The sequence below is a fragment of the Wohlfahrtiimonas sp. G9077 genome, from assembly GCF_002252155.1.
Lineage (GTDB): Bacteria > Pseudomonadota > Gammaproteobacteria > Cardiobacteriales > Wohlfahrtiimonadaceae > Wohlfahrtiimonas.
In genome coordinates this window covers 663907-678920 of sequence record NZ_NEFD01000001.1, presented here as the reverse complement: position 1 = coordinate 678920, position 15014 = coordinate 663907, and the positions used below count along the sequence as shown (strand labels likewise).

The following is a 15014-nucleotide window of genomic DNA, read 5'->3' as shown; positions in this document are numbered from 1 at the left end:
CCATTCCGAACTCAGAAGTGAAACGTAGCTGCGCCGATGATAGTGTGGGGCCTCCCCATGTGAAAGTAGGTCATCTCCAGGGCCTAACATGAATAGCCCTCTTCAAGCGAAGAGGGCTTTTTCATTTTGTGCTATGCAAAAAAATTGCGCATTGTATCATTTACTGAAATTGGTCAAAACAGAGTGAAATAAATGCTAAATGCCATTTAATCTCAGTAAAAAGGCGCTAAAATGACCATTTAACTTTTCTCGTGTGAGCGTGATGACTAAAATAACTTTACAAGATCTCATCAAAGATCGACTGCCAAAGAATGAGGATGACTTGGTAAACCTGTCCGATGATATTTGGGCGATGGGGGATTTGGCTACCATTGAACAAAAATTGGACCAAAATGCATTTAATCTATTCATTGCCACGAATGTCATTGGCATTTGGAAAGGTGATGGTTGGGGCGGAGTGTTGGAGCACAACCAATTATTACCGCATGTGGTGCCGGCATTGACGGCAATGGGTTTACCGGATATGGCGAATCATTTTGAGCAGCTGCTTACGCTGTTTCCATTTTCGCCCACAGATTTGACGGTGGCGGATCATTTTCAGGATCACTTAAATTTTTTACTCAATCCCCGTTTTACTGTGGCGGATGAACGATTGAGCACCATTTCAGATAAAACGCGTATGGAATTATCCAATCAATTTCATGAAGAGTTGTCTGTCTTAGATGATCAAGCCGAAGCTTTATGGGCATATGATGCGCCCGATCAAGAAGGTTGGGGTATGGTGCTCACACAGTTTCACTAAATTAAAAAGAGAACCTTGCGTTCTCTTTTTTATGGAATCATGCGTTGAGTTGATGTGTTGTGATTAAATAATCGAGCCAATAATCACAACCTTGGTTGACCAAATCATAGGTCAGTTCAAAATTGCCCGTGTAATAAGGATCTGGCACTTCATCATGTTCAGGATGCTGGAGCGGTGCTAAAAATAGATGAATTTTTTCATCATATTGATCCGTTGGCGGTAGGGCTTTGAGATCGCGCACATTGTTATGATCCATCGCTAAAATATAATCATAATGATCATAATCTCGGCTTGTGATGCGAGTGGCAATCATGTCATCGGTTGAAATATTATGCTTGGCTAAAATCTTTTGTGTACCGATATGTGGCGGTTTGCCTTCATTCCAATCACCTGTTGCCGCTGAGGCAATTTCGATTTGATTGCCTAAACCGCGCGCTGTGACTTTGGCACGAAAGAGCGCTTCTGCCATCGGGGAGCGGCAAATGTTTCCAAGACAGACAAATAAAATTTTAATCATCAGGATGTCCTTTGGTTCTAAAATGGCTCATTGTAGCTTACAATGGCGCATTAAGAACCATTATGATGACTAAAAGAACAAATTATGGCGTTTACAATTTATCATTCGAATCATTTAGATGACTTGCAATTTATGGCAAGTTATATCATTAAAAATAAGCCTCTAGCTGATCCGCTTGCACCTGAATATTTCATCATCCACAGCGCCGGTATGACCAACTGGCTCAAAAGTGCATTGGCCACAGAACACCATATTTTTGCCAATACGCGTTTAGAATTCCCCATCAATCAGATTGTGACGATCATTGAAAATTTATTGACGCCAGAAGAGCGCGCTCAAACCAACTTGCGCATGTCTCGCTTAACTTTGACATGGGCAGTGTATGATGCCCTCAATCAACTGGATTTGTCGGATCTGCCAGAGCTTGCCAGCTATTTAAATGATAAAGGCGCACAATCCGATGATGTGCGCATGATGGGGCTAGCCGAAGAGATTGCCGGATTGTTTGATAAATATTTAGCTTATCGCCCAAAATGGTTTGCAGCATGGGAGCGCAATCAGCGCATTTTCCCGGAATCGCCATATGAATCTTGGCAGCAGCAGCTTTGGCAAACCATTCGTTCACAGGTGATTAAACAATACTATTTGGCCAATGTTTTATCATTGTTGCAAACTTTGCCAAAGTCGCGTTATCAATCGCCTTTAATTCCAGAGCGCCTGTTTATCATCGGGATTTCAACGCTGCCACCGTTATTCATTGAGCTATTGCATGTGTTAAGTGCGCACATTGATGTGCATCTTTTTTTTACCAATCCATCGCAATTTTATTGGGGGGATTTGACGCAATATCGCCAGCGGAACATAAAACGCATCAATTTTAAAACAGAGGATGAGCGCACAAACTGTTTAGCGCCAAATGCACAAGCCATTGAATTGGATGAAGAGGCGCATTGGCTTGAGTTTCATGGTAATCCATTATTGGCAAACTTTGGCAAAATTGGGCGCGATTTTTTGCATATCTTATCGCAATATGATGATTTAAATGAAATTGAGGCATTCACCGAGCCCACCACAAAAGGATTATTGGGCGAAGTGCAGCGCGCCGTTTATCATCTTGCGCCGATTGATTCTACAGCACCGAAATATTGCCTGTCAGACAATGATCGCACCATTGCATTTCATGCCCATTACAGTGAACGCCGAGAAGTGGAGGGATTGTATGATCAGTTGCTCAAAGCATTTAATGAGGATCCTACATTAGAGCCAAAGGACATCATTGTGATGGTGTCGGACATTGATCGTTATCGCCCGATGATTGAAGCGGTGTTTGGCTCACCTTTTGAGCCGCGCGTTAAAATTCCATTCACCATCTCAGATTTCACCTTAGGGAAGCATGAGCCCATTCTAGAAGCATTTTTATTATTGTTATCGATGTCTGAAAGTCAATTTACAGTTTCAGAGATTTTAACGTTGCTCGATATTCCTGAAATTGGTGAGAAATTTCATCTAAAGATTGAAGATCGCGCCCTCATTAAACGTTGGATTGATGCCTCAAACATTCGCTTTGCCATTGATGATCAGCATCTTGATGATATGCACATTCGCGATGACTTCACCAATACTTGGTTGTGGGGATTAAAACGCTTGTTGTTAGGCTATGCGGTGAGCGATCACTATCAGTTAGAAGGCGTGCGAGCATTACCTTATGTACAGGGCGGAGATGCGGAAGTCTTAGGGCATTTGGCAGATTTTATTGACGCATTGATTGGATTGAAGGAGAAGTTATCCCATGCGTATCTGCTCACCGAATGGCGCACATTGCTGCCGGAAATTTGGAACACATTTTATGTGGACACTTCAGCCACGCAACAGCGTTTGCAGCATTTACAAGCGATTTGGAATACTTTCATTGATGAAGGCTTAGAGACGCAGTTTCATGATGAGGTTTCCATTCATTTAATGTATCGTCATCTCAATGAACACTTGTCATCATTTCGTCCGGAATCTCGATTTTTAACAGGATCGGTGAACTTTTGTACCTTCATTCCGATGCGCTCCATTCCCTTTAAAATTGTCTGTATGCTCGGCATGAACCAAGACAGTTTTCCCCATCGTCGCCAATATCCTGAATATGATTTGATGCAGGCGCATCCCGAGCGCGGAGATCGCTCGGTGACCAACGATGAACGCTATTTATTTTTAGAGGCGATTTTATCGGCGCGCACGCAGTTGTACATCAGTTACATCGGGCGCAATATTCATAACAATAGCGAGATGTTTCCTTCATTATTTGTCAATGAGCTGCAATATTATTTGGATGAATTGGCCGTGACTTCATCCGGGCAGCCCGTCAGCCAAGCTTTGCTTTATGAGCATCCCTTATCGCCGTTTAGCCCAACGCTCTTTAAGGCAGATAGCCCCATTCGTTCTTTTCAAAAACCATGGTTGCCCACATCAATCTGTGTGGATGATGTGCCTTTTGTGCCGGCAATGGTGGAGGTTATCACTTTAACGCCTAAGCAACTCATTGATACGTTTAAAAACCCCATCAAAGCATATAGCTTAAAGCACTTTGGCATTCATTATCAAAATGATCAAGAGGATGAATTGTCCGATGATGAACTCTTTAGTCTTGCTCAATACAATGGGCTAGAAGCATACACTGCGCGGGTTCAGCTCCTTGAGGATCTGTTTTACAATGATTTGCCCATCGATGAATTGTCCGATTATGCGCATCATACGCTGTTTGATCGTTATAAAGCCGAAGGGCGATTGCCAAAATTTGCATTCGCCGAAATTGATTGGCACAGTTTTGCCGAGCCTGTGGTGCAATTGGTCTTGCAGGCTAAAGAGAAGGGATGTCAATATGGTGCACAGCAGCAAGTGCATGTGAGATTGGATCATTGCATCATCGAAGGCACGGTTTATGGCGTGCCGAATGTACAGCAAAGTAATGTTTTTGTGGGTAAATGGACGCTGACGCGTCAGTTTGAGGCATTCATCACTCATTTATTGAATGTTGTGGCACTGAATCAACCGGTTTGCTCCACCATTTTTTATTTAGAGGATCAAGTGGACAGCATTGATATTTCAGGCATTGGCCCAGAAGAAGCTTTGCAGCATTTAAACACCTTTTTTGAAGGTTATTGTCTGAACCAACAAACCCCATTTTTAATGATTAATGCCAAAGATTATTTGAAAACAGGGGGCAAAATCATTCGGCCGCATCAAGCACTGATTGACCAAATGTATCACCATTATGATGAAAGCGTGGCCACTGCTTATTTGTCAGAACATTCTGAATTTAAAACAAAAATTGTGGATCGATATTGGAAAAGTTTAGAAGATATGCAAGATGCGATGCGGGCGCGTTTTGTGCCAGAGATCACATTAAAAGAGGTGATGGGATATTTATATTTTGTCACTCATTATCAATCGCTGTTGCCAGAAAAACCGCGAAAAACAGCCAAAAGATAAAAAAATGCGCAACTTTGATAAAACTTTTAATTTCAATGAATTAAATGGGTTTTATGCAAGTTGCACACAGTGTTATCCACAGGTTATGTGGACTTATCCATAACCAATTGGGTGATCAATGGCTGTTTAAAATGGCATTGATGACGCTGTTGGCTTTGTGGCGCGTTTCTGCCAATTCACGCTCTGGCACAGAATCATGCACAATGCCGGCGCCTGCTTGGATGGTGGCAATGCCATCTTGGACATTGGCTGAACGAATCACAATACAGCTGTCTAAATCACCAAAACTGTTGAGGTAACCAATGGCGCCGCCGTAACTGCCACGAGCCACAGGTTCATATTCATAGATGGCAGTCATGGCAGCGATTTTGGGATCACCCGTTAATGTTCCCATGTTCATGGTGTGAATGTAAGCATCAAAGGCATCGAGATGATCTTGCAATTGCGCTTGCACGTTTGACACCAAATGCATGACATATGCATAGCGATCCACTTTCATTAAATCCTTCACATGAAACGAGCCCGGTTTGGCAATCGGTGTTAAATCGCGCTCAGCAAGATCCACAAGCATCATGTGTTCATTGACTTCTTTTGGATCATTGAGCAGGTCTTGCTCTAATTTTAAATCAAGCACCGGATCAATGACATCATTCACGCGGCCACGTGGGCGCGTACCGGCAATGGGATAGAGCTCCACAACGCGTGATGTGTGATCAAATTTTAAAGCGCGTTCAGGCGATGCGCCAAAGAGTGTGAAGGCATCATCTTGTAGATAAAAGAGATAAGGGCTAGGATGGGCGGTTTTAAGGGCAGCATAAGCATTGATGGCCGACGGGCAGGCCACTTGAAAACGGCGAGAAGGTACAATTTGTTGAAATTCACCAGCTTTAACGCGATCAATCAGTGTGGCCACGGTGTTTAAAAATTCATTTGGATCATCGACTTCCAAAATCTCATGGCTGACAGTTTCATTGTGTGCCTCAGGAATAAAGGTTTGTGCGGCGTATTGATTGACGTGTTGAGCAGTGGCTTGAATGTCAAATGGCGTCTCTTGTGCATCACCAAATTGATTGTGCTGGACATGAGCAGTTTTGGCCACGTGATCGATGATGATCAATGTTTCTGCCACGTAGACTAAGATGTCATGTCCGCGATTGGTTTCTGGCACGGGGATGTCATAATAATAACCCACTAAATCATAACCCAACAAACCTGCCATAAAATAGCTGTATTCATTGTCATGGGCACGATCTGCAAAGCTTTGCACGGTGCGCAGTACATCCATTGGGGAAAATTGTCCGCCTTTTGGGAATGCAAAGATGAGTTGGGTGGCTGTTTTTGCGGTTAGGTTTGTGTGAATGGGCGCTTGACTGATGAGTTCAAGAAGTGCAGCACCATTGTCGGTTAGAGCCGTGATGATCACATCTTGACCAAAGCTTTCAATCTTAATGGCCGCTTGTGTCAGTAAAAAACTTTTGAGTGCATGTTGATGATCAACATCGGCCGATTCATACAAAAGATGATGATTGCGCCCTTCGGTTAATGCTTGATATAAGCCAAGTGGATCACGTGGGAAATCGAGGGCGGCTGTTGTGTGAGATGCTAAATTTGTCATGATATGTCCTTTTATGTTTGAAAGATTGAATGGTTGAGTCAGTGCGTTTGCGGACAATCATGCATGCATAAAAAAAGCCCGCTTGCGCGGGCTTGATCGACTGATGACGTATTTATTGTACGCACAGCACCATCTCCCGCGAGGAGGAGATGTGCCACCATAAATATTGCGTAAAATGCGTCATGTTGCGTCCTAAATTTGTTAATTGAGCATAGATATTACGGTTAAAAAGTTTTTTTTGTCAATCAAAAATGTGAATTTTTTTTAAAGCCATGCAAACTGATGCTGTGAGATGCGTGGTAAATGCGTATAATGGTCGCACGTTATCTGCGCTAGATTCATACACGCTAGGATGTATAATACTTCTTTTCACATTTGAGGCAATTTGAATGAATAATAAAAAGATTGCGGGCAATCTTTCAAAAAATGCCATCTATATTTTGCCGAATTTATTCACAACGGCATCTTTGATGACGGGTTTTAGCTCGATTCTCTTAGCTTTAGAAGGGCGTTTTGCCCAAGCGGCGGTGCTCATTTTCGTATCGATGGTGTTAGATGGTATGGATGGGCGTGTCGCGCGCATGACCAACACACAAAGCAGTTTTGGGGAGCAATATGACTCATTGGCAGATGTGATCGCTTTTGGTGCGGCGCCTGCCATTTTGGTTTATATGTGGTCCTTTCAAGGGTTGGGTGAAGTTTCTAAAGTCATCGGCATCGGCTGGTTTGCATCATTTGTCTATTTAGCATGTGCTGCGCTTCGCTTGGCGCGTTTTAACGTTCAAATTGGTTCTGTGGATAAGCGCTATTTTGTGGGTTTACCGAGCCCAACGGCAGCGGCGATTGTGGCAGGTGCTGTGTGGGCAGGAGAAGTTGGGCTGAAAAAGCTTGGCGCTGCCATTGGCACAGATTTAAGTTACACCGGCCATGATGTGACAGGATTAATGGTGATCATCACGCTATATGCTGGCTTAATGATGGTGTCGAACTTTTTGTTCTACAGTTTTAAAACGGTTGCCATCAAGCGCGTACGCTTTACTACGTTGATCATTGTAGTGTTGTATGCAGGTATGCTCATTGCTTCGCCATCGATTGTGCTCTTTTTAACGGCATTTTTGTATGGCATTTCATCACCCATTTATTGGTTCTATCGTCGTCACATTCGTAAAAAACGTTTTTTGGCCTTGATCAAGGCGCGCGGTGAGCGTAACAAAAAGAATGACTGATCAACACGCACAATATCTTCAATTATTAAAAATTCCGCTGTGGCATTCGCGCAGCGGCTGCGATCCTGCATATGAGATCGAAGTGCTAGATGAACATGACGAGATTGAGGCGCGTCCATCAATCTCATTGCCGCCATTGCCTGAATGTGCCCCGAAAATCGCACCTGTTGTGGCACCAAAAATTGAGCCCATCATTGAACCGGCGACTGTTGCAGTGGCAAAACCCATACCGATCATCACGCCGATAGAACCTTGTGTGATCGAGGTCACGGGACGCAATGCGCAAACAGTGAATGATAATTTAGCAACTTGCCAAGCGTGTCAATTGTCGAAAGCGCGCACACATGTTGTTAAAGGCACAGGCATTGCACCGGCGAAATTAATGATCATTACAGAAGCCCCAACATTGCAAGAAGACATTGCAGAACGGCCGTTGGCGGGGCGAGCAGGGCAGCTGTTTGATCAGATGCTCAAAGCGATCGATTATTCACGCGATGATGTTTTCATAACGCCTTATGTCAAATGTGCGCCGCTTCAAAGTTTGATCAGCAAGTCTGAGGAAGATGAATGCTCTGGTTATTTAATCAATGAGTTGATGTCGCAAATGCCTGAACGCATTTTAATTTTAGGTCGCCATGCTGCGCGCGCGGTGTTAAATGTTCAATTGCCATTTGATCAGTTGCGAAATGGGCAATTTCATTTAAAGGTCAATGGACGGGCGATACCTGTACAAGTCAGTTATAATCCTTACCAGTTGCTGAAATTTCCCAAAGCGAAACGCAATGCCTGGCAAGACATGAAAAAACTCATAGGATGATCGATGCACACACCTTGTTTTGAGCCCATTATGCCTGCTGATTTTGCCGAGATTTATGCCATTGAGCGCCGAGCTTATCCCATTCCTTGGCAAGAGCCTGTGATGCGCAATATGGTCAATGGGCAAGATGAAAAAATTAAAATTTTGCAGAATGGCCGGATTTTAGGCTATGCTTTTATGTTAACGGTGTTAGATGAAGCCACATTATTAAACATCACCATCGATCCCGATGCACAAGGCCATGGCTATGGTCGACAATTATTGCAACATCTTAAAAAGATCCTAAAGGACAAAGGGATTGGTAGTCTATTTTTAGAGGTGCGTACATCAAATGTTAGTGCCCGTCGCTTATATGACAGCGAAGGCTTTCATGAAATTGATGTGCGTAAAAATTATTATCCTACCGCCAAAGGGCGAGAAGATGCCATCATTATGGCGTGTTTTTTGTAAAAGTTGAAGGATTATGGAAATTTTAGATTTAAAAAATTTACACTGTCCGATGCCCATTTTGAAAACAAAACAGGCATTGCAAAAAATGAATGAGGGAGATGAGATCACAGTGGTGACCACAGATCCGCACTCTGAAATTGACTTTAAGGCATTTTTGGGCAAAACTTCTAATCAATTAATGAAATTTTGGGTAAAAGATGGTGAGTATTTCTTTATCATTAAAAAGTTTAATGGATAAACGTATACTTAAATGATCTTTCGTGAATTATGTGGTGTCGCTAAATAATGAGTACAGTTTTATTCATCATACCGTGTTTAACAAATCGTTTACCAAAAGCCTGGAGCAGCAACATTGCCTCTGTGGCGCTTGATGGTGCGTACGAGAAATTTTTACGTTTATCCACATCACATAAAACTCATCATCATACGATTAAAGATGCATTAGACACGTATCTGCATTTGCCTGAAAATGTCGCCTGGGCGCGCTGTGGATTGGATGCCAGCGGCATTCGCGTGCGCTCAAACAATTGGTTTAAATTAACGCTGTTAACGAAAGTGGGACCAACGGCATTGCGCGGGCATATGGTACAAAAGATGGCAGAGGATTTTGCCCATCATTTCTCATTTGCAGAAGATTCGATTGTCACCACAGGCGGCGATTGGTTCATCTCATTAAAACAGCATAATCAAGTGACCTCCACGCCCCTTTGGAAAATCACGCCGCATGATCGAGATTCTGGCAGCTATGGCTTAAGCGGTGAAGATGCCGCGTATTGGCAAGAGCAATTCATTAATGCGCAGCAGTGGTTAAAAACGTACTCTTATAACCGCTTACGCATGCGTCAAAAATATGATCCCATTGTGGATTTTTGGCCGTGGGGCAATGGTGGCGAGCACACTTTTAGCCGTCAGGACATTGAATATTCCGCCATTTTCTCTGACAGTGCCATTGTTCGCGGCGTTGGCAGTGCAGCGGGCTTATCTTATTTTCCGCTTCGAAACTCCACGGCGGATTTTTCACAAATGGTGCACAATCATCCAAACATCTGTGTGGTGGATGACCGTTTAGTCAGTAAAGTGTCTGACAATGACATTTTAGGCTGGTTAGATGCCCGCACACAAATTGCCAATATGCTACTTGCCCCGACATTGGCGGCGGTTGATCAAGGCTTGATTCAAAATGTCATCATCGATACAGTCGATGGTGAACGTTTTATCTATAACAAGAAATTTAAATTTGTCTTGATCCGTCCAAAATTCACTTATCGATACTTAGCCGAATGATCATTACTGAACGCGCGCTGACATCTAGCGCACAACTGAGCGCTGTGCCGCTGTTAAATCGTGTGTTGCAGCGTCGAAATTTTCAATCCATCGAAGATTTGACCTTTAGTCTTAAGGATATGTGTCCGCCTTCTACATTAGAGGGCTGTGAAGCAGCTGGGGAGCGCATTGCACAAGCAGTGATTGCGCAGCAAAACATCCTCATTGTCGGGGATTATGATGTCGATGGCGCCACATCAACAGCGTTAATGATGCGTTTACTGCGAGCCTTTGGCGCTGAGTCGGTGCGTTATCGCATTCCCAATCGCATGTTAGATGGTTATGGCTTAACAACGCCGTTATTAGATGACATTGTGGCCAAGGACAAACCGGATCTCATCATTACTGTGGACAATGGCATCTCAAGCATTGAGGCCATTGCTCGCGCGAATCAATATGGCATTGAAGTCATCGTCACCGATCACCATTTGCCGGGCGCTGTATTGCCAGAGGCTACCGTGATCGTCAATCCAAATTTAGTGGGCAGCACGTTTGAAAGTCGCGCTTTGTGTGGCGTTGGTGTGGCATTTTATGTGCTCACCGCAACGCGCCGTGCATTGCTGGATGCAGGTCATTTAACGCCAGAAAATACGCCGAATTTAGCGGATTATTTGGATTTGGTTGCACTTGGGACAATTTCGGATTTGGTGCCCCTTGATCGCAACAATCGTTGCCTTGTTCAGCAAGGCATTGAGCGCATTCGCCGAGGCCGAACGTGTGTGGGCATTGAAGCCTTGTTGGCGGTGTCCGGTAAAAATCAAGCTGAATTGTCCACAACGGACATTGCTTTTGGGGTTTCCCCGTTATTGAATGCCGCCGGTCGCTTAGATGATATGCGCATCGGCATTGAGTGTTTATTGACAGAATCAAGGCAGCAAGCAACTTATTATGCCGAGCGTTTATTTGAATTCAATCAAGAGCGCAAAGAGATTGAGCGCTCAATGACGACAGAAACGCAGCAGATCATTGATGCCATTACGTTAAAAACGGACGCGTTGCCAAGTGCATTGGCGTTGTATGATGCTTCTTGGCATCAAGGTGTGATTGGCATTGTGGCATCTCGCGTTAAAGAGCGCTTTGATCGCCCGACATTTATTTTTGCCGAGGAGAGTGATCAGTTGTTAAAAGGCTCTGGCCGCTCGATCGCTGGCATTCACCTTCGGGATGTGATCGATGAGATCGCCACAGAAAATCCCGGCATCATCAAACAATTTGGCGGCCATGCAATGGCGGCCGGTTTAACACTGTATCAATCCCGTTTCGAGGATTTTCGTACATGCCTGAATCATAAAGTTGAGCAATTATTGGGCGGATTGGATCAAAAAGTGATCTACACCGATGGACCTTTATTGCCAAATGATCTCACGATTGAGCATGCAAGCATCTTAAAAACCGCCATGCCTTGGGGGCAAATGTTCCCAGAACCGCTTTTTGACAATACTTTTGAGGTGGTGGATGTTAAGATTTTAAAAAATCTGCACCTGAAATTGACCTTAAAACATCCTGAGGCCAATCTCTATTTTGATGGGATTGCCTTCTTTAAAGCGACAGATTGGCAGGAAAAAACGCAAAAAGTACGATGTTTATATAAACTCGATGTCAATGAATGGCGTGGCAGACGATCTTTACAATTGCTCATCGATCACATTGAGATGGAAAGCTAATAGCCAAGGAACGGCAATCTGTGTTAGAATCCCGAGCCAATCTTTTTTGGCAAACCAACCTTTCAGGGGATCTAATATATGTTGCGAATTATTGAGCAAGCGCTAACTTTCGATGATGTTTTACTCGTTCCAGGGTACTCAGAAGTCCTTCCAAAAGATGTATCTTTAAAGACTCAGCTGACAAAATCCATCAGTTTAAACATTCCACTGCTATCGGCTGCGATGGACACAGTGACCGAAAGCCGTTTAGCCATTGCGATGGCACAACAAGGTGGTATCGGTATTGTTCATAAGAACTTAACCATTGAAGAACAAGCCGCCGAAGTGCGCAAAGTGAAGAAATTCGAAAACGGCATCATTTCAGATCCCGTGACTGTGACACCAGATATGACATTGGCCGAACTTCGCCATATGTTCACCACGTTTGAAATCTCAAGCGCACCGGTGATCGATGCTGGCAAAGTGATGGGCATTGTGACCAACCGTGATGTTCGCTTCCATGACAATTTGGCCATTCGTGTGAAAGATGTGATGACGCCGCGTGATCGCTTAATCACTGTGAAAGAACACACAAGCCGCGAAGAGATCGTAGATTTATTACAACAACACCGCGTTGAGCGTTTAGTGATTGTCAATGACAACAATGAACTTCGTGGTTTAGTGACGGTGAAAGACATCTCTCGCTCTCAATCTTTCCCAAATGCTTGTGTGGATGCCAATGAGCAATTGCGCGTAGGTGCAGCTGTGGGCGCTGGCGCAGGTACAGAAGAGCGCATCGAAGCATTGGCAGCCGCTGGCGTTGATGTGATCATCATCGATACCGCTCACGGCCATTCTAAAGGCGTGATTGATCGCGTACGCTGGACAAAAGAAAAATATCCTCACATTCAAATCGTTGCAGGTAATATCGCAACGGCTGATGCAGCCATTGCCTTGGCAGAAGCGGGCGCAGATGCTGTTAAAGTGGGCATTGGCCCTGGCTCAATCTGTACAACACGCATCATTGCCGGTATCGGTGTGCCACAAATCAGTGCCATTGCCAACGTTGCAGAAGCATTAAAAGGTCGCAACATTCCTGTGATCGCTGATGGTGGCGTGCGTTACTCAGGTGACATGGTTAAAGCATTGGCGGCAGGTGCATCTTGCATCATGGTTGGTGGTTTATTAGCCGGTACAGATGAAGCACCAGGCGACATCGAATTCTATCAAGGTCGTGCGTATAAATCTTACCGCGGCATGGGCTCATTGGGCGCAATGGGTGCAGGTTCTTCGGATCGTTATTTCCAAGAAGGCACCACATCCGATAAACTCGTACCTGAAGGCATTGAAGGCCGCGTGGCATATAAAGGCTCATTGGTGCCAATCGTGCACCAATTAATGGGCGGTATTCGCGCAGGTATGGGTTATGTGGGTTGCGGTACAATTGCTGAAATGAATGTGAAGCCACAATTCGTACAAATTACAAACGCAGGGATGCGTGAGTCGCACGTGCATGATGTAACCATCACAAAAGAAGCACCAAACTACTCAAGCTGATTCCTCTCTTTTTATTAACTTTTATGTCAAAGAATTATGAGTCAAGATATTAAAACCGAAGAAGTAAACGAAAGTCATTTGATTACCGAACGCCGTGAAAAATTGGCTGCCATTCGAAAGGAAAAGCCTGTTGCGTTCCCAAACCATTTCCGTAAGGATACGCACGCGAAAGATTTACACAAGCGTGCAGAAAACATGGATAAGGAAGCGTTGGCAGAAGCAGCGATTCACGTAAAAATGGCTGGGCGCATTATGTCTAAGCGTTTATTCGGCAAAGGTGGCTTTGTTGTGCTTCGTGATCAGACGGGCGACATTCAACTTTTCTTAAACACAGGTTTGATCGGTCAAGAGAAGTTTGAAGAGTTCACGCATTGGGACATTGGTGACATCATCGGTGTGTCAGGTGTGGTGTCGCGCTCTGATAAAGGTGAATTGACGGTTCGTGTATCAGAGATTGACTTATTGACTAAATCTCTTCGTCCATTGCCAGATAAGTTTCATGGCTTAACGGACATCGAAGCGCGTTATCGTCAGCGTTATGTGGATTTGATTGTGAATATGGAAGCCCGTGAAGTGTTCCGTAAACGCACGCAAATCATGCGCACGATTCGTAACTTCTTTGACAGCAAAGGTTTTGAAGAGGTGGAAACACCGATGATGCATCCGATTCCTGGTGGGGCAAATGCGAAGCCTTTCATCACGCATCACAATGCATTGGATATGGAGTTTTATCTTCGCATCGCACCTGAATTGTACTTAAAACGCTTGGTTGTGGGCGGCATGGAAAAAGTGTACGAAGTGAATCGTAACTTCAGAAATGAAGGCGTTTCTACGCGTCACAATCCTGAGTTCACAATGGTGGAATGGTATTGGGCTTATGCCGATTATCAAGACATGATGAATTTCACTGATGAGTTGATGACCACATTGGCAAAAGAAGTCACAGGTTCAACCGAAGTGCCTTATCAAGGTTTGACATTAGATTTCAGCAAGCCTGCCACACGCATGACGGTGCAAGAGTCCATCATTCACTACTATCCTGAAGCAAAAGCATTTGATTTAGATACGCGTGAAGGCGTGGCAGCGTTGGCCACATCCATCGGCATCAAATTCAAAGATTCAGATGGTTGGGGCAAAATCTTGATGGAAATCTTCGATGAAAAAGTGGAAGAAAACTTGATGCAGCCAACATTCATCACAGCGTATCCATCAGAAGTGTCACCATTGGCGCGTAAAAATGATGATAATCCACTCATCACGGATCGTTTTGAATACTTCATTGGCGGCCGTGAAGTGGGTAATGGTTACTCTGAGTTAAATGACGCAGAAGATCAATACCAACGCTTTATGGCACAAGTGGCTGAGAAAGATTCAGGCGATGATGAAGCGATGCATTTAGATAAAGACTTCATCACAGCATTGGAATATGGCTTACCGCCAACAGCGGGCGAAGGCATTGGGATTGACCGTTTGGTCATGATCTTTGCGGATGTTGCCTCCATTCGTGATGTGTTATTATTCCCACACATGCGTAATCGCGCGGAATAAGATTTAAAGATTCAACAAAAGCTTTAGTCTTGACTAAAG

12 protein-coding genes are annotated in these 15014 nt (G+C 44.2%); 10 read left to right on the top strand and 2 right to left on the bottom strand.

Features of this window, described 5'->3' with window-relative positions; genetic code table 11:
• The first annotated feature begins 262 nt into the window (after positions 1 to 262).
• Positions 263 to 802, top strand: coding sequence for a hypothetical protein (locus B9T20_RS03260; protein WP_233491524.1), 540 nt, complete (start codon positions 263 to 265; stop codon positions 800 to 802).
• Between the two features lie 37 nt (positions 803 to 839).
• On the opposite strand, the gene B9T20_RS03255 is transcribed toward B9T20_RS03260, so the two are convergent.
• Entirely contained in the window at positions 840 to 1319 is a 480-nt protein-coding gene (locus tag B9T20_RS03255) for a low molecular weight protein-tyrosine-phosphatase (protein ID WP_094489790.1), read from the bottom strand.
• A gap of 84 nt (positions 1320 to 1403) precedes the next feature.
• Here B9T20_RS03255 and recC point away from each other — a divergent pair, with 84 nt between their 5' ends.
• The gene (gene recC / locus B9T20_RS03250; RefSeq protein WP_094489789.1) at positions 1404 to 4796 is read left to right on the top strand and encodes an exodeoxyribonuclease V subunit gamma; all 3393 of its coding nucleotides are present in this window, start codon (positions 1404 to 1406) and stop codon (positions 4794 to 4796) included.
• 115 nt (positions 4797 to 4911) lie between these two features.
• Here the strand turns inward: recC and B9T20_RS03245 are convergent, their stop codons facing one another.
• The gene (locus B9T20_RS03245) at positions 4912 to 6411 is read right to left on the bottom strand and encodes an anthranilate synthase component 1 (protein WP_094489788.1); all 1500 of its coding nucleotides are present in this window, start codon (positions 6409 to 6411) and stop codon (positions 4912 to 4914) included.
• Between the two features lie 389 nt (positions 6412 to 6800).
• Between B9T20_RS03245 and pssA the strand changes: the two genes are divergently transcribed.
• The 8 genes from pssA (at position 6801) to lysS (ending at position 14975) form a co-directional block, all read left to right on the top strand.
• On the top strand, positions 6801 to 7637 hold the full coding sequence (pssA, locus tag B9T20_RS03240) for a CDP-diacylglycerol--serine O-phosphatidyltransferase (RefSeq protein ID WP_008314037.1): 837 nt from the start codon (positions 6801 to 6803) through the stop codon (positions 7635 to 7637).
• Positions 7612 to 8454 carry a uracil-DNA glycosylase gene (locus B9T20_RS03235; RefSeq protein WP_233491522.1) on the top strand — a complete coding sequence of 281 codons (843 nt, stop codon included), beginning with the start codon at positions 7612 to 7614 and terminating at the stop codon, positions 8452 to 8454. Before pssA ends, B9T20_RS03235 begins: the two co-directional genes overlap by 26 nt.
• A 3-nt stretch (positions 8455 to 8457) precedes the next feature.
• Complete coding sequence (rimI, locus tag B9T20_RS03230; RefSeq protein ID WP_094489786.1) at positions 8458 to 8904, top strand: ribosomal protein S18-alanine N-acetyltransferase; 447 nt, start codon at positions 8458 to 8460, stop codon at positions 8902 to 8904.
• Positions 8905 to 8917: 13 nt separating this feature from the next.
• Positions 8918 to 9142, top strand: coding sequence for a sulfurtransferase TusA family protein (locus tag B9T20_RS03225; protein ID WP_094489785.1), 225 nt, complete (start codon positions 8918 to 8920; stop codon positions 9140 to 9142).
• A 47-nt stretch (positions 9143 to 9189) separates the two neighbouring features.
• Positions 9190 to 10188 carry a hypothetical protein gene (locus B9T20_RS03220; RefSeq protein WP_094489784.1) on the top strand — a complete coding sequence of 333 codons (999 nt, stop codon included), beginning with the start codon at positions 9190 to 9192 and terminating at the stop codon, positions 10186 to 10188.
• On the top strand, positions 10185 to 11891 hold the full coding sequence (gene recJ / locus B9T20_RS03215) for a single-stranded-DNA-specific exonuclease RecJ (protein WP_094489783.1): 1707 nt from the start codon (positions 10185 to 10187) through the stop codon (positions 11889 to 11891). The genes B9T20_RS03220 and recJ overlap by 4 nt, the downstream gene beginning before the upstream one ends.
• A 78-nt stretch (positions 11892 to 11969) precedes the next feature.
• Positions 11970 to 13427 (top strand): IMP dehydrogenase, encoded by a 1458-nt coding sequence (guaB, locus tag B9T20_RS03210; RefSeq protein ID WP_018122993.1) that lies wholly within the window; start codon positions 11970 to 11972, stop codon positions 13425 to 13427.
• A gap of 36 nt (positions 13428 to 13463) precedes the next feature.
• A complete protein-coding gene (lysS, locus tag B9T20_RS03205; protein WP_094489782.1) occupies positions 13464 to 14975 on the top strand; it encodes a lysine--tRNA ligase in 1512 nt (503 codons plus the stop codon).
• The last annotated feature ends 39 nt before the right edge of the window (positions 14976 to 15014 follow it).